Here is a 15,750-nt window from a genome sequence, read left to right as displayed (position 1 = left end):
GGTCTCACGATGCCCTCGGCACCGATGCACCCCAGCCGCCGGTGTGCTCGGCGCCGGCGGCGACCAGCTGCGGGCGGCCGTCCGGACCGAGCCGCACCGGAATACTGCGGCGCAGGTCGTCACGGGTGTCGGGGTGATCGGATCGGGTGTGGCAACCGCGGCTCTCGGTGCGCGCACCCGCGGCCAGCAGGATGGCGCGGGCGGTGAGCGTCAGAGCCGCGTCCTCGATGTCGTCGACCACCCTGCCGACGTCGCAGGTCCGCTCCGGGTCGTCGGCGAGTTCGGGAAGATCCGCGGGCATGGCCCGGACTCCGCCGTTGCGGTCGTTGAGCAGATGCAGCAGCCGCAGCACGGCCGCACGCAGCCCGTCGCCGTCGCGTACCACACCGGCGTGCTCGGTCATCAACTCCTGCAACAACTTCCGGTCGGCGCGTGGGAACTCCCAGTCGCCGATCTCGCCGACCCGTCCGGGTTCACCGAGCCGCTCCGCTGCCGCGGCCCCGGCGCGCTCGCCCACGACCAGCCCCTCCAGCAGGCTGTTGGACGCGAGCCGATTGGCCCCGTGCAGGCCGGTGCGGGCGACCTCGCCCGCGGCGTAGAGGCCGGGCACCGTCGTGCGGCCGTGCGGGTCGGTGAGGATCCCGCCGCACTGGTAGTGCGCGGCCGGAGCGACCGGGATCAGATCCGCGCGCGGATCGATGCCGACCGCGCGGCACGAAGCCGTGATGGTCGGAAACCGTTGCGGAAAGCCGTCGATGGCGCGGGCGTCGAGGAAGATGTGATCGGTGCCCAGCGCACGCAGCCGGGCCGCGATCGCCCGCGAGACCACATCGCGGGGTGCGAGATCACCGCGCGGATGCACCCCCTCGGTCACCGAATCCCCTTGGGAATCGACGAGTTTCGCACCCTCGCCGCGCACGGCCTCGCTGATCAGCGGCCGTCGCCCCAGACCGCCCGGGGTGAACAGCACGGTCGGATGGAACTGGACGAATTCCAGGTCCGCGACGGTCGCACCGGCCCGCAGGGCCAGCGCTATCCCGTCCGCGGTGGCGCCGGACGGGTTGGTGCTGCAGGCGTACAGCTGCCCGAGACCTCCCGTGGCCAGCAGCACCGCGGGTGCGTGCACGACGCCGAAACCCTTGTCCGACACCGCGACAACGCCCTGAACTCCGCGCGGACCGGTGACGATCCGCACCGCGGCGGCGCCGAACAGCACGGGCAGACCCGCCGCGTTCAGCGCTCGCTGCACCTCCGCACCGGTGGCATCACCACCGGCGTGAATGATGCGCCGGGTGCTGTGCCCACCCTCGCGGGTGCGCGAAACCTCGCCGTCCCGGCCGAGATCGAAGACCGCACCCAGATCGGTCAGCGCTGCCACCGCACCGCGACCGCCCTCGACGATCGACCGCACCGACTCGGGATCGCACAGTCCCACTCCGGCCACGACCGTGTCCTCGACATGGGATTCCACCGAATCCCCGTGCGGCGCAACGACGGCGATGCCGCCCTGCGCGTACTGGGTGGAAGTGTCCGAGGGCCCGCCCTTGCTGAGGGTGAGCACTCGCAGTCCGCGCAGCGATGCGGTGCGCGCCGCGGTCAGGCCCGCGACGCCGCCACCGATCACCACCAGATCCGCCTCGGCCTCCCACCGGATCACCGGAGCGTTCATCGCGGCTGTCCAGGTTCGGGGTCGGGAACGCTCACTCCCCACCGCCGGGGTTGCCGATCTCGATCATGCGCAGCACCGAATCACGTCCCGCCGCAGCGGTTTCCGGGTCGACGTGCACCTCGTCGCGATTCTCGGTCAGGCAGCGCAGCAGCGCGGCCGGAGTGATCATCTTCATGTACTTGCAGGAGGCGCGATCGTTCACCGCCTGGAAGTCGATGCCGGGCGCAGCCTTGCGCAACTGGTGCAGCATGCCGATCTCGGTGGCGACCAGCACCTCGCGCGAGGTCACGGCCTTCGCGGCATCGATCATGCCGCCGGTGGACAGGATGTGCACCCGCTCGGCCGGGAAGGCGCCCTCGCCTGCGAGGTACAACGCCGATGTGGCGCAACCGCATTCGGGGTGCACGAACAGTTCGGCGTCGGGGTGGGTGCGCGCCTGCTCGGTCAACTCGTCACCGTTGATGCCCGCGTGCACGTGGCACTCGCCCGCCCAGATGTGCATGTTCTCCCGGCCGGTCACCCGCTTGACGTGCGCGCCGAGGAACTGGTCGGGCAGGAACAGCACCTCGCGGTCGGGGTCGATGGAGGCGACCACGTCGACGGCGTTGGACGAGGTGCAGCAGATGTCGGTGAGCGCCTTCACCGCGGCGGTCGTGTTCACGTACGAAACCACCAGCGCCCCAGGGTGTTCGGCCTTCCATTCGCGTAGCTCGTCCGCGGAGATGGAGTCGGCCAGCGAGCAGCCCGCGCGCTGGTCCGGGATCAGCACGGTCTTGTCCGGGCTCAGGATCTTGGCGGTCTCGGCCATGAAGTGCACGCCGCAGAACACGATCGTGTCCTCGGGAGCTTCGGCGGCGATGCGGGACAGCGCCAGCGAGTCGCCGACGTGATCGGCAACGTCCTGGATCTCGGGCAGCTGGTAGTTGTGCGCCAGGATCGTCGCATTGCGCTCCCGCGCCAGCCGCTTGATCTCCGCCGCCCACTCCGGGGTCGCCTCGACACCCGTGAACCCCGACGGACCGTCGGTGACTCGCCCGGTCAACGTCATAGTCGCCATGGCATGGCTCCTTCTCTCTGCGCCCGGCGCAACCGCCGATTTCGCATCCAACCGGTTTTCGACTTATAATCGAAAACGTGCCCCATAGTAGCACCATTCACGAATCGCTCACCGCAGTGTTCCAAGTTCGTCGCTTCCGCGACACCGTCACCGCAGGTCAGCACAGCAACGAGCCGGTCGACCCCGACGCGGCCCGATCGGCATCCGGCTGGCACACCGAACTGGGCGTGCTGCTGTGGCAGCGGGCGATGGAACCGCAGACCGGCACCTGGTCACTGCCGGGCGGGCGGTTGCGCGACGACGAGGATCTGGATTTCTCGGCTCGCCGCCAGCTCGCGGAGAAGGTCGACGTGCGCGAGGTGTCCCATCTCGAGCAGGTCTGGGTGTTCAGCGATCCGCACCGGGTGCCGCCGCCGCGGCGCATCGCGTCGGCCTATCTCGGACTGGTCCCGCTGACCGCCGACCCGCAGCTGCCGGACGATACCCGCTGGTATCCGGTCTCGGCCCTACCTGCGATGTCCTTCGATCACGGCACCGTCGCCCGGCACGCCCGCACCCGACTGGCCGCGAAGCTGTCCTACACCAATATCGCCTTCGCCCTTGCCCCGTCGCGCTTCACCATGTCCACCCTCCGCAAAATCTATTGCGCGGCACTGGGATACGACGTCGACACGACGAACCTGCAACGAGTCCTGACCCGCCGCAAGGTGATCACCCCGACCGGAGCCACCTCCACCCCCGGTAAATCCGGCGGCCGCCCCGCCGCTCTCTACCGCTTCACCGACGACGGCCTGCGCGTCACCGACGAGTTCGCCGCGCTCCGCCCGCCCACCTGAGCAAACTCCGGCGAGGCGACCGGGCAACCTCCGGGCGATGGCACAGCTATCGGTCCTCGAACTCAGCGGACCGCGGGACACGCTGCGCTCTCGGATTGCCAGGTACCGTTGCCGACATGAACTCGCTGATGCAGCGGATCCTCGAGATCGCACCGGTATGGGTCTACCTGACCGTGGGACTGCTGGTGTTCGCCGAGGACGCGATCTTCATCGGTTTCGTCATCCCGGGCGAGACCGCGGCGGTGCTCGGCGGGGTCGCGGCCAGTCAGGGCCATGTGCAGCTGTGGGCGATGATTCTGCTGGTGGTGCTGGCCGCCATCGTCGGAGACAGCGTGGGATACGAGGTCGGCAAGCATTTCGGCATACGGCTGCTGGGAATGTCCATGCTGGATCGCTATCGGGGACGACTCGATCGCGCTCAGGAGTTCCTGGCCCACCGCGGTGGCTGGGCGGTGTTCCTGGGCCGGTTCACGGCATTCTTCCGCGCGGTCATGCCCGCGCTGGTCGGCACCTCCCGCATGCCCTACGGCCGATTCCTGGCCTACAACGCCACCGGCGGCATCGTCTGGGGCACGACCTTCGTCGTACTCGGATATCTCGCCGGGCAGTCCTACGAGAAGCTCGCCTCGACCGTGGGCCGCGGTATGACCATCGCGGTCGTGGTCATCGTCGTCGTCGGCCTGATCGTGTGGAAGGTGCGCGAGCGCCGCCACGCCAAGGTGATCGAGGCCGAGTACGAGACCGCGCACGGGGAGAACGCGCCGGGACCGCACTGAGTGCGCTCGACCGCGAGTACTGCTCAGTCGTTTCCGTCCAGCTGATCGATGGTCGCGATCGACGGCGCCCGAGTGCGCTGCAACTCGCGGGCGACGTCCTCGGCATCACGTAGGGCCCGAACGGCGTTGTGCCAGGCGAGTTTTCCCAGATCGGACGTGGACCAGCCGCGTGCGAGGAGTTCGGCGATCAGATTCGGATATCCGGAAACATCGTCCAGACCCGCTGTGACGAAGGCGATTCCGTCGAAATCTCCGCCGAGGCCGACATGATCCACCCCGGCTGCCTCCCGCACATGATCGACGTGATCGGCCACATCGGCGACCGTCGGAACCGGCCGCGGATTCGCGGCCTCGAACGTCCGCTGACAGGCCATCGCGGCCGGCCCCGTGTCGAGCGGATGGAAACCGTGCTCACGCATATTCGCATCCGCGTCCACCACCCAGCGCGTCGCGGCGGGCAGGACGAATTGCGGCACGAAGGTCACCATCGCCACACCGCCGTTGGCGGACAACGACTTCAGCACATCGTCGGGAATGTTGCGCGGGTGATCGCACAGCGCCCGCGCTGAGGAATGCGAGAAGATCACCGGCGCTCGCGACACCGCGAGCGCGGCGCGCATGGTGTCGTCCGAGACGTGCGACAGATCCACCAGCATGCCGAGCCGATTCATCTCCCGGACGACCTCTTCGCCGAATCTGGTGAGCCCGTTCGCCTTCGGCTCGTCGGTGGCCGAATCCGCCCACGGCACATTGTCGTTGTGAGTCAGCGTCAGATAGCGCACGCCCAGTAGATACAGCGACCGCAAGGTGGCCAGCGAACAGTCGATACTGTGCCCGCCCTCGGCCCCCATGAGCGAGGCGATCCTGCCCTGCGCCCGTGCGGCTGCCATATCGTCCGCACCGAACGCCGCCCGCAACCGATCCGGGTACCGCGCGATCAACGCCCGCACGAAGTCGATCTGCTCGAGCGTCGCACTGACCGCCCGATCCCCCGCCAGACTCGACGGCACGTACACCGACCAGAACTGCGCACCGACCCCACCGTCGCGCAACCGGTTCAGATCGGTGTGCAGAGTTCCGGACAGGTCCCCCGCCAGATCCAGCGCATCCAGGTCGTAGCGCACATGCGAGCGCATCGCCCACGGCAGATCATTGTGCCCGTCCACCACCGGTGCATCCCGAAGCACAGCACGAGCACGATCGAACAGATCAGCGGTCATCCAACAGTTCTAAACCTCCCCCATCCGCCGACCTGCCGATCTCGGGCGGACACGCGGACGAACCACCCCGACACCGGGTTCCACCCATCCGATCGGAGCGCTCTGCACCGGTAGGACTGCTGGGTCCGAAGTCGATCGGCTCAACCCCAGCACGCACAGTCGACCCCATCGAAACCCCCGACGCCGATCCCGCGTCACCTACCGGTGGTCACTCGGCATCCCGCTTGCGGTGCTTGGTGGTGCGACGATAAGTCCGCTTGCTCGCAATCGGTTGTGCGGCATTGGATCTGCGCAGCTCGTGGCGGGCGCGCCAGGCGGTGAGGTCGGCGCGTTCGGCGGGGTGTTCGGTCGATCGGTCCGCCGGGCGAGCACGGTCCTGCATGTGGTTCATCGCCGACCTCCTTTCCGTTGGTCGTCGGCTGTTCGTTGGGCCACGGTAGCCGTCGACCGATGGGACGGCTACCGAGTTTCCTGCGGGACAGCGGGTTCGGAGACTGTTCCGTTCGCACGGTCGCCTCTACCGACGAACCCGCAGGCCGGATGGGGTGATCGCACTTCCGGACCGGACACGCAGAATCACCGATCTACCAGGGTCCAGTCGTTCCGCCGGCAGGCGTTGGCACCCGACGACGCCATCGGCATCTCGAGTTGGCTGTGACAGGTGGCGTGCTGGATCGACCCTCAACCGCGATTCAGCGGGAGTCGGCGCCCTCGTACGGACCGGTCTGGCCCAGGGAGATGCCGTTGGCCACCGGCGTGCTGTAAGGGCCGTAGGAGATCTCGGAAGTGTAAGCGGGATGGACGGGGCCCACGCCGAGGTCTTCGGAGGTGCTCAAAGCGGCGACCAGGAGGATCACCAGGGCCGCGAACAACGGTTGGACCAGCACGACCGTCCACGCTCCGGCGGAGAGGTCCGAGTGGATCCAGTGATCGACGAGGTTGCGCCAGCCGTCGACCGGGGGTGGCATGGCGACGATGGTGTGCAGCGGCGGATTCGACGAGTGCGGATGCATCCAGCGGGCGACCAGTTCACCGAACCAGGACATCAGTTCCGCGCCGACTAGTGAGGCGAACAGCAAGGCGCACTGCATGATCGGGCCGCGTACCCGGCGCAGCCGCCACACCGCCGCGGCGGTCAGCACACCGACCACCATCGCTACGCACACGAACAGGGCCATCGCGTCGAAACGGTGCCCGCTCTCCCCCGTCAGCGCCGCGCCGCGGCCGGGCTGCACGACGACGACCCGTTCGGTCGGGGCGAGCACCGCCCAGACCACGCCGCCGATCGCGCTGACCAGCAGCACCGCGAGTACCACTGCGAGCGCGGCGCGCACTTCACGCCGCCGCGAGGCGGGCGGTCCGGCGACACCCTGCCGGACCATCAGCGACGATCCAGGGATTTCGAATCGACCACGCCGTGCCGGGAACACTTGGCCCACCAGCCCTCGGGATGCACCTGCACGATCATCCGGCGTCCGCACTGCTCACAGAATCGCGGCGGCTCGAGGCCCAGCGCGGCTGCGGCGGGTACCGGATCATCCAGGCCCGCGACGATTCGCTTACCCGTGAACGGGTTGTAGCGCTCTTCCATATCGACGACCACTTCTGCGAAACCCCTCGATGAAGTGCAGCGGCAGGGCTGCTCGACAATACCTTCACCGTACCGGCGGTCCGCGCCCGGCTCGGCCACGGCGCGATCAGAGAGTTTCGTTGAGCGCCTTGATCGGCATCTTCAGCTCACCCAGCAGGTCCAGGTCGGCCTCGGCGGGGCGGCCCAGCGTGGTCAGGTAGTTGCCGACGATGACGGCGTTGATGCCGCCGAGGATGCCCTGTTTGGCGCCCAGATCACCGAGGGTGATCTCCCGGCCGCCCGCGAAACGCAGGATGGTGCGCGGCAGCGCGAGCCGGAAGGCGGCCACGGCCTTGAGCGCCTCGGCCGCGGGCAGCACCTCGAGATCCCCGAACGGGGTGCCCGGACGCGGGTTCAGGAAGTTCAGCGGCACCTCGTCGGGCTCCAGTTCGGCCAGTTGCGCGGCGAACTCGGCACGCTGCTCGATGGTCTCACCCATGCCGAGGATGCCGCCGCAGCACACCTCCATACCGGCCTCGCGCACCATGCGCAGGGTGCCCCAGCGCTCCTCCCAGGTGTGCGTGGTGACCACGTTCGGGAAGTGCGACTTGGAGGTTTCCAGGTTGTGGTTGTAGCGGTGCACGCCCATCGCGGCGAGCTGGTCGACCTGCTCCTGGTTGAGCATGCCCAGCGAGCAGGCGACCTGGATGTCGACCTCGTTGCGGATGGCCTCGACGCCGGCCGCGACCTGCGCCATCAGCCGCTCGTCCGGGCCGCGCACGGCCGCGACGATGCAGAATTCGGTCGCGCCGGTCTTGGCGGTCTGCTTGGCGGCCTCGACCAGCGAGGGGATGTCCAGCCAGGCCGCGCGCACGGGCGAGGAGAACAGGCCCGACTGCGAGCAGAAGTGGCAGTCCTCGGGGCAGCCGCCGGTCTTGAGCGAGATGATGCCCTCGACCTCGACCTCGGGACCGCACCAGCGCATCCGCACCTCGTGCGCCAGGCCCAGCAGCTCCTCGAGCCGATCGTCCCCGAGCCGCAGCACCTCGACGGTCTGCTCCTGGGTGAGTCCGACGCCGCGCTCGAGCACCTGCTCGCGAGCGGTCGCCAGAATATCGACGTCGGTCTTGACGGGTGCCTGGGTCACAGCACGAATCCCTTCTTCTGGCCGGGGCGGCCGCGCAACGTGAACAATGTACTTGAACGGTGTTCAGGCTAAGGTACCTGCAGACAGGAAGTCAAAGCTCGTAAAAAAAGAAGGTCGTCAGAAAGGGCCAGCCCGTGCAGCTGCACCGCACCGACGTCGTCGACGGAGCCGTCGCCATTCTCGACCAGTACGGACTGGCCGATCTGACGATGCGCCGGCTGGCGACCTCCCTGCATGTCCAACCCGGGGCACTGTACTGGCACTTTCCCAACAAACAGGCCCTGCTCGGCGCGGTGGCCGACCGGATTCTCGCGCCCATGGAGGACACGGTCGATGCGGACGACTGGTCCGGACAGGTCATCGAACTCGCCCATCGGCTGCGCTCGTGTCTGCTGGCCTACCGCGACGGGGCCGAGGTGGTCTCGGCCACCTACGCCTCCCGCCTGACCACCAGCAAGGGCCGGGAACGGTTGGCCGGGGCGCTGATTCGCGGCGGGATGACTCGCGAAGAGGCCGATCGGGCCGCCTACACACTGCTGTACTACGTGCTGGGCGGGACGGTGGACGAGCAGTCGCGCATGCAGATGGATTCGGCGGGCGCGCTGGCCGAGGAGTCCTCGCCGGTTCACGAATCGCTCACCGACGGCGAAACACTCAGTGCCACCGATCGTTTCGATTTCGGTCTGCAATTGTTCCTCGGTGGGGTGCGGCACCTACTGGGCAGCCGGGTGCGCTGAGTACCGCCCCGGCGGCGATCAGGCCGAGGGCTGTCGCTCGGACCGGACGAGGCGAACCGACTCGATGCGGCCGCCCTCGGTGCGGATCACGCTGTGAGATAGCGCTGCGTCCACGCGGGCTCGAACCAGCCCGGGGCGGACTCCGCGAAACGTTCCGGAGTCCAGCGGCCCGCACCCTCCGGAATGCTGCCGACCAGGTCCACGCCGGTGACCGCGGGCAGATCGGCACGGTTGCAGTCGGAGGCCAGATCCGGTGCGACGGGCCAGGATCCGATGACCAGACCCGCGCAGGGCACGCCCGCGGCGGACAACGTACGGGTGGTCAGCTCACTGTGATTGAGGGTGCCCAGGCCCGCGGCGGCGACGACCAGCACCGGCGCGTTCATCTTCTGGGCCAGATCCAGCACCGTGAAATCGCCCATCCGGACCAGCAGTCCGCCCGCGCCCTCCACCAGCGTCAGATCGGCGTCGGCGAGCGATTCCACGCCCGCGACCGTCTCGGCCAGGGTCAGCAGCGGGCTGCCGCAGCGGCGGGCGGCGGTGTCGGGGGCGAGCGGATCCGGATAGCGGGCCAATTCCAGTGTGCGCGTGACACCGGCGAGCCTGCCGACCTCGGCGAGATCGCCGGGTTCGCCCGGCTGCACACCGGTCTGGGCCGGTTTGCAGACCGCCACCGAACGTCCGGCCGCGTGCGCCGCGGCCGCCAGCGCCGCGGTGACGATCGTCTTGCCCACATCGGTCGACGTGCCGGTCACGATCAGAACACTCACGAGATCCTCACTCCCACATCAGGAAACAATGCCTACGACGCGGACGCGGACACACCGGCGGGTTGCGGCTCCCGATCCGGCGTTCCGGCGCGCGCCTGCACCAGCACCTCGCCGAGAACCGTTGCGATGGTGTCCATCTCGGCATCGGTGAGATCCGCGCGCGCGGTCAGCCGCAGCCGCGAGGTGCCCTCGGGCACCGACGGCGGGCGGAAGCATCCGACGTTCACTCCGCGCGCCCGGCATGCACAGGCGGCGTCGTAGGCGACCTGCGCCCGACCGAGCACTACCGACACCACGGCCGAATCCGGCTGCGGCACACCGGCGATGCGCGCGATCTGCGCCGCGCGGGTCAGCACGCGCCCGCCCATCTCCGGATCGCGGCGCAGCAGTCCCAGTGCCGCGCGCGCAGCGCCGACGGCCGCCGGGGCCAGACCGGTGTCGAAGATGAACGTGCGCGCCGAATCGATCAGATGTGCCCGCACGCGCTCACTGGACAGCACCGCACCACCTTGCGCGGCAAGGGCTTTGGACAGTGTCGCGGTGACGATCAGATCGGGCAGCCCGGCCAGGCCCAGCTCGTGCACCAGCCCGCGCCCGCCCTCGCCGCGCACGCCGATACCGTGCGCCTCGTCGACGATCAGCACCGCACCGTTGGCGCTGACCACCCGATGCAGATCGGCCAGCGGCGCGAGATCACCGTCCGCGCTGAACACCGAATCGGTGAGCACCAGCGCCCGCTCCTCGGTGCGTTCGGCCAGCAGCCGATCCACCGCGTCGACGTCGCAGTGCGGGGCGATCTCGACCCGGGCCCGGGAAAGGCGGCAGGCGTCGACCAGCGAGGCGTGGCTGCCCGCATCGGACACCACCAGCGATCCGCGCCCGGCCAGTGCCGTGACCACCCCGAGGTTGGCGGCGTATCCGGTGGCGAACACCAACCCCGCCTCCGCACCGACGAATTCGGCCAGTTCGGCCTCGAATTCCTCGTGCGCGGTCGTCGTCCCGGTCACCAGCCGCGAACCGGTCGACCCGGTTCCCCAGGTGCGCACGGCATCGACCGCGGCGGCGATCACCTCGGGATGCCGGGACAGCCCCAGATAGTCGTTGGAGGCCAGATCGATCGCCGCGGACCGCGGCTGGCGCGCTCGCAGTTCCCGCCGCAGTCCAGCGCTCACCCGCGCGGTGGCCCGCTCGTCCAACCAGCTCAACGGATCGCTACTCACAGGAGAGAAGCATACTTGAACGGCGTTCAGGAGCAAGGCCGGGTATGCCCCGGCGCGAACACACTCAGCTCGCGGCCGCGGCGACGACGCCCGCGGTGATGCGCGCGATATCGTCCGGACTGCTGATGAACGGCGGCATCGTGTAGACGAGGTTGCGGAAGGGCCGCAGCCAGACCCCGGCGTCCACGGCGGCGTGCGTGGCCTTGCGCATATCGACCGGATGATCGAGTTCCACGACGCCGATCGCGCCCTGCACCCGCACCTCCACCACGCCCGGAACTTCTTGCGCCGCAGCCAATCCGGCGGTCAGCCGGGCCTCGATCCCGGCGACCTCGCCGTACCAGTCGCGCGAGAGCAGCAGTTCGATCGAGGCGACCGCGACCGCGCAGGCCAGCGGGTTGCCCATGAAGGTCGGCCCATGCATGAGCCCGCCGTGCCCGGCGCTGATCGTCTCGGCGATCCGCGACGTGCACAGGGTCGCGGCCAGCGTCAGATATCCGCCCGTGAGGGCCTTGCCGACGCACATCACGTCGGGTCGCACGCCGACCCGGTCCGCGGCGAAGAATGTGCCGGTGCGGCCGAAACCGGTGGCGATCTCGTCGAACACCAGCAGGATGCCGTGTTCGTCGCAGAGGCGGCGCAGGTCGTTCAGATAGTCCGGGTGATGAAAACGCATACCGCCCGCGCCCTGCACGATCGGTTCCACGATCACCGCGGCGGTCTCGTCCGCGTGTTCGGCCAGCAGACGTTCCAGTTCGCGGACGTACTCCGGCTCGTATTCCTTCGGCGGGACGGGAGCGAAGATCTGCTCGCTGAGCACATCGGTCCACAGCGAATGCATGCCGCCCTCGGGATCGCACACGCTCATCGGGGTGAAGGTGTCGCCGTGATAGCCGCCGCGCCAGGTGAACAGCCGCCGCTTGCCCGGCTTGCCCAGCGCCCGCCAGTACTGCAGGCACATCTTTGCGGCCACCTCGACCGACACCGAACCCGAGTCGCACAGGAAGACCTTGTCCAGCCCGTCCGGGGTGTGCTCGACGAGCAACTGGCACAGTCGTGCCGCGGGTTCGTGGGTCAGACCGCCGAACATGACGTGACTCATCCGCTGCGCCTGCTCGGTCAGCGCCGCGTCCAGCACCGGATGCCGGTAACCGTGCACCGCCGCCCACCAGGAGCTCATTCCGTCGACCAGCTCGCGGCCGTCGGCCAGGGTGAGCTTGGTTCCGGCGGCGGAGGCGACGACCAGTGGTTCGGTCGGAGCCGGGAAACCGCCGTAGGGATGCCAGACGTGTGCGGCGTCCAGCGCGGTGATCTCGTCGGGGGTCAATGCCACGGCAATCCTTCACGAAGGCTTCCTTGAACGTCGTTCAAGTTACCATCGGCGACCCGCTCCCCCGCATCTGCATGCGAAAACCGGTTCACACACGAGGGCTGCAGAGCTATCGTTTGACGGAGTCAAAGAATATCCTGACCGAGTCAAGGACCAGCGAACCGGAAGCGGAGCCTCATGAACACCGTCAGCACGAGTGCCGAAGTCGCCGCCGAGCACATCGATGCCGTCCGCGAATTCAATCGCCGCTACACCCGATTGATCGGCGTCCTGCACGAACACCTCGTCGATACCGACTACTCGCTGACCGAGGCGCGAATCCTGTTCGAACTGGCCCACTCCGAAACCGCGGACGTGGTCGAACTGCGCCGGAGCCTGGACCTGGATCCCGGTTATCTGAGCCGCATCCTGGCCCGCTTCGCACAGGACGGACTCGCCGAACGGCGACGCAGCGAGCAGGACGCGCGACGCCAGCAGGTGCAGCTCACCGACCGGGGCCGCGCGGTCTTCGCCGACCTGAACGAACGCTCCAGCCGCGGCGTCGCCGACCTGCTCGCCGAGCGTCCCGCCGCCGACCACACCCGCCTGGTCGAGGCCATGCACACCATCGAGGCGATTCTGGACGGGCACGAGGCACCGGTGCGCATCCGCGAACCCCGCCCCGGGGACTACGGCTGGGTGATCGCCAGAAACGCCGCCCTCTACGCCGCCGAATACGGCTGGGACGGCAGCTACGAAACCCTCGTCGCGCGGATCGTGACCGGCTTCCTGGAATCACACGACCCGCACACCGAGCACGCCTGGATCGCCGAATCCGGCGGCGAACGGCTCGGCGCGGTGTTCTGCATGCACGAGGACGACGACACCGCCCGGCTGCGGCTGCTGCTGGTGGAACCGTCCGCACGCGGCCGAGGCGTGGGCACCGCACTGGTCCGGCACTGCGTCGAATTCGCCACCGCCGCCGGATACCGCGAGATGGTGCTGTGGACCAACGACGTGCTGACCTCGGCCCGGCACATCTATCAGCGGGCCGGATTCGAACTCGCCGAGTCCGAACCGCACCACAGCTTCGGCAAGGATCTGCTCGGGCAGACCTGGCGGCGCGCACTGCGCTGACCACCGCGCGGCACGATTGCGCCACCGCCCGAGATGCGTGCAATGCCACATCTCGCGGCCCACCCGCACCGGGTACCCAGCGACGCCCATTACTGTCGAAGGCATGGTTGCACCCGACGCACTCGGTGAGGTCGCGCCGCTCGGCGTCTGGCCGGGCACCGCGTACCCGTTGGGAGCCACCTACGACGGAGCCGGAACCAACTTCTCCCTCTTCTCCGAAGTCGCCGAGCGGGTGGAATTGTGCCTGATCGGACGGGACGGCGCGGAGGTCCGCATCCCGCTCGAGGAAGTCGACGGCTACGTCTGGCACGCGTACGTGCCCACGATCGGCCCCGGACAACGCTACGGCTTCCGGGTGCACGGTCCGTTCGAACCCGAGCGCGGGCTGCGCTGCGATCCGAGCAAACTGTTGCTGGACCCGTACGGCAAGGCGTTCACGGGCGAGTTCGGCAACGATCCGTCGCTGTACACGCCGGGCCGGGATTCCCTGGGGCACACCATGACCGGCGTGGTGATCAACCCGTACTTCGACTGGGCCGACGACCGCGCGCCGCGGCGGCCCTACCACGAGACGGTCATCTACGAAGCGCACGTCAAGGGGATGACGATGACGCATCCGCAGGTGCCGCCCGAACTGCGCGGAACCTATGCCGGGATGGCGCATCCGGCGATCGTCGAACATCTCGTCGGACTGGGCGTCACCGCGGTCGAGCTGATGCCGGTGCACCAGTTCGTGCACGACCGCCTACTGCTGGACAAAGGGCTGCGAAACTACTGGGGGTACAACAGTTTCGGCTATCTGGCCCCGCATCACGAATACGCCGCAGATCCGCGCGCCGGGGCCGCGGTCACCGAATTCAAGGCCATGGTGCGGGCATTGCACGCCGGGGGGATCGAAGTGATTCTCGACGTGGTCTACAACCACACCGGTGAAGGCAATCACCTGGGACCCACCCTGTGCCTGCGCGGCATCGACAACGCCGCGTACTACCGTCTGGCACAGGATGATCCGCAGCACTACGTCGACTACACCGGCACCGGCAACAGCCTCAACGTGCGTCATCCGCACACCCTGCAGCTGATCATGGATTCGCTGCGCTACTGGGTGCTGGAGATGCACGTGGACGGATTCCGCTTCGACCTGGCCGCCACCCTGGCCCGCGAACTGCACGACGTGGACCGGCTGTCCACCTTCTTCGATCTGGTGCAGCAGGATCCGGTGGTCAGTCAGGTCAAACTCATCGCCGAACCCTGGGACGTCGGCGAGGGCGGCTATCAGGTCGGCAACTTCCCGAGTCTGTGGACCGAATGGAACGGCAAATACCGTGACACCGTGCGGGATTACTGGCGCGGTGAACCGGCGACGCTGGGCGAGTTCGCCTCTCGGCTGACCGGCTCGTCGGATCTGTACGAGGCCACCGGCCGCCGCCCCGGGGCCAGCATCAACTTCGTCACCGCGCACGACGGGTTCACGCTCCGGGATCTGGTGTCGTACAACGACAAACACAATCAGGACAACGGCGAGGACAATCGCGACGGCGAGAACTACAACCGATCCTGGAACTGCGGTGTGGAGGGGCCGACCGACGACCCCGGAGTCCTGGCGCTGCGAGATCGCCAGACGCGCAACATGATCGCCACCCTCGCACTCTCACAGGGCACCCCGATGCTGCTGCACGGCGACGAGATGGGCCGCACCCAGCTCGGCAACAACAACGCCTACTGCCAGGACTCCCCGCTGTCCTGGGTGGATTGGTCTCTGGCGCAGAAGAACTCGGATCTACTGCGGTTCACCCGCGCCGCCCTGGCACTGCGTACCGAGCATCCGGTGTTCCGTCGCCGCCGCTTCTTCGACGGCCGCCCCGGCGCGGACGACGACCGCGACGGTCGCCTGGACGCCCCCGACATCGCCTGGCTCACCCCCTCCGGAGCCGAGATGACCGCCGCGGACTGGGATTCCGGATTCGGCCGCTCGCTGGCGGTCTTCCTGAACGGCTCGCGGATCAACGAGCCGGGACCGCGCGGCGAGCGCATCCGGGACGATTCGTTCCTGCTGTGTTTCAACGCTCACGACTCCCCCATCGAGTTCACCCTGCCGGGACCGGATTTCGGCACCCGGTGGTCGGTGGCCCTGGACTGTTCGACCCCCACCGGACACGCACCGATCGACTTCGACACGCCGGCCGTGGTCGAGGTGCCGGACCGTTGTCTGCTGGTATTGCGCCGGACCGACCGGCACGATGCGCGGGAGCCGACGTGGGCGAGGATGTAGGGCCGCACGCACGCCATGATGAGATCAAGA

Annotated in this window: 15 protein-coding genes; 5 read left to right on the top strand and 10 right to left on the bottom strand. The window is 68.4% G+C overall.

Annotation, left to right across the window (positions count from 1 at the left end):
• Positions 1-4: 4 nt before the first annotated feature.
• Both ON40_RS10990 and nadA read right to left on the bottom strand, forming a co-directional pair.
• A complete protein-coding gene (locus ON40_RS10990; RefSeq protein ID WP_040821249.1) occupies positions 5-1,669 on the bottom strand; it encodes an L-aspartate oxidase in 1,665 nt (554 codons plus the stop codon).
• A 31-nt stretch (positions 1,670-1,700) separates the two neighbouring features.
• Positions 1,701-2,726 carry a quinolinate synthase NadA gene (gene nadA, locus ON40_RS10985; RefSeq protein WP_040821247.1) on the bottom strand — a complete coding sequence of 342 codons (1,026 nt, stop codon included), beginning with the start codon at positions 2,724-2,726 and terminating at the stop codon, positions 1,701-1,703.
• 77 nt (positions 2,727-2,803) lie between these two features.
• Between nadA and ON40_RS10980 the strand changes: the two genes are divergently transcribed.
• Positions 2,804-3,562: an NUDIX hydrolase gene (locus ON40_RS10980; protein ID WP_040821244.1), complete on the top strand. Its 759-nt coding sequence runs from the start codon at positions 2,804-2,806 to the stop codon at positions 3,560-3,562.
• Between the two features lie 116 nt (positions 3,563-3,678).
• Positions 3,679-4,338 carry a DedA family protein gene (locus ON40_RS10975; protein WP_040821241.1) on the top strand — a complete coding sequence of 220 codons (660 nt, stop codon included), beginning with the start codon at positions 3,679-3,681 and terminating at the stop codon, positions 4,336-4,338.
• 23 nt (positions 4,339-4,361) lie between these two features.
• Here the strand turns inward: ON40_RS10975 and ON40_RS10970 are convergent, their stop codons facing one another.
• From ON40_RS10970 to bioB, 5 genes are all read right to left on the bottom strand, one after another.
• Positions 4,362-5,558: a dipeptidase gene (locus tag ON40_RS10970; RefSeq protein ID WP_040821238.1), complete on the bottom strand. Its 1,197-nt coding sequence runs from the start codon at positions 5,556-5,558 to the stop codon at positions 4,362-4,364.
• A 208-nt stretch (positions 5,559-5,766) separates the two neighbouring features.
• On the bottom strand, positions 5,767-5,949 hold the full coding sequence (locus ON40_RS10965; protein ID WP_040821236.1) for a hypothetical protein: 183 nt from the start codon (positions 5,947-5,949) through the stop codon (positions 5,767-5,769).
• Between the two features lie 301 nt (positions 5,950-6,250).
• Entirely contained in the window at positions 6,251-6,940 is a 690-nt protein-coding gene (locus ON40_RS10960; RefSeq protein WP_051192961.1) for a DUF2567 domain-containing protein, read from the bottom strand.
• Complete coding sequence (gene bsaP / locus ON40_RS10955) at positions 6,940-7,149, bottom strand: biotin synthase auxiliary protein BsaP (RefSeq protein ID WP_040821499.1); 210 nt, start codon at positions 7,147-7,149, stop codon at positions 6,940-6,942. The genes ON40_RS10960 and bsaP overlap by 1 nt, the downstream gene beginning before the upstream one ends.
• 106 nt (positions 7,150-7,255) lie before the next feature.
• On the bottom strand, positions 7,256-8,275 hold the full coding sequence (gene bioB, locus ON40_RS10950) for a biotin synthase BioB (protein ID WP_040821234.1): 1,020 nt from the start codon (positions 8,273-8,275) through the stop codon (positions 7,256-7,258).
• A 134-nt stretch (positions 8,276-8,409) separates the two neighbouring features.
• Here bioB and ON40_RS10945 point away from each other — a divergent pair, with 134 nt between their 5' ends.
• Positions 8,410-9,012, top strand: a complete 603-nt coding sequence (locus ON40_RS10945) for a TetR/AcrR family transcriptional regulator C-terminal domain-containing protein (protein WP_040821230.1) — start codon at positions 8,410-8,412, stop codon at positions 9,010-9,012.
• An 86-nt stretch (positions 9,013-9,098) separates the two neighbouring features.
• Here ON40_RS10945 and bioD read toward each other — a convergent pair whose 3' ends face one another.
• The 3 genes from bioD to ON40_RS10930 all read right to left on the bottom strand — a co-directional run bounded on the left by bioD (position 9,099) and on the right by ON40_RS10930 (position 12,335).
• Positions 9,099-9,782, bottom strand: a complete 684-nt coding sequence (bioD, locus tag ON40_RS10940) for a dethiobiotin synthase (RefSeq protein ID WP_040821228.1) — start codon at positions 9,780-9,782, stop codon at positions 9,099-9,101.
• 32 nt (positions 9,783-9,814) lie between these two features.
• Positions 9,815-11,002, bottom strand: coding sequence for an 8-amino-7-oxononanoate synthase (locus ON40_RS10935; protein WP_051192960.1), 1,188 nt, complete (start codon positions 11,000-11,002; stop codon positions 9,815-9,817).
• A 64-nt stretch (positions 11,003-11,066) separates the two neighbouring features.
• Positions 11,067-12,335: an adenosylmethionine--8-amino-7-oxononanoate transaminase gene (locus ON40_RS10930; protein WP_083895563.1), complete on the bottom strand. Its 1,269-nt coding sequence runs from the start codon at positions 12,333-12,335 to the stop codon at positions 11,067-11,069.
• A 174-nt stretch (positions 12,336-12,509) separates the two neighbouring features.
• On the opposite strand from ON40_RS10930, the gene ON40_RS10925 reads away from it, so the two are divergent.
• Both ON40_RS10925 and glgX read left to right on the top strand, forming a co-directional pair.
• Entirely contained in the window at positions 12,510-13,448 is a 939-nt protein-coding gene (locus tag ON40_RS10925; RefSeq protein WP_040821223.1) for a bifunctional helix-turn-helix transcriptional regulator/GNAT family N-acetyltransferase, read from the top strand.
• Positions 13,449-13,551: 103 nt separating this feature from the next.
• A complete protein-coding gene (gene glgX, locus ON40_RS10920) occupies positions 13,552-15,720 on the top strand; it encodes a glycogen debranching protein GlgX (protein WP_051192959.1) in 2,169 nt (722 codons plus the stop codon).
• Positions 15,721-15,750 lie beyond the last annotated feature (30 nt).

Source organism: Nocardia jiangxiensis NBRC 101359, from assembly GCF_000308615.1.
GTDB classification, from domain to species: domain Bacteria; phylum Actinomycetota; class Actinomycetes; order Mycobacteriales; family Mycobacteriaceae; genus Nocardia; species Nocardia jiangxiensis.
This window is presented reverse-complemented; position numbering and strand designations above follow the sequence as displayed.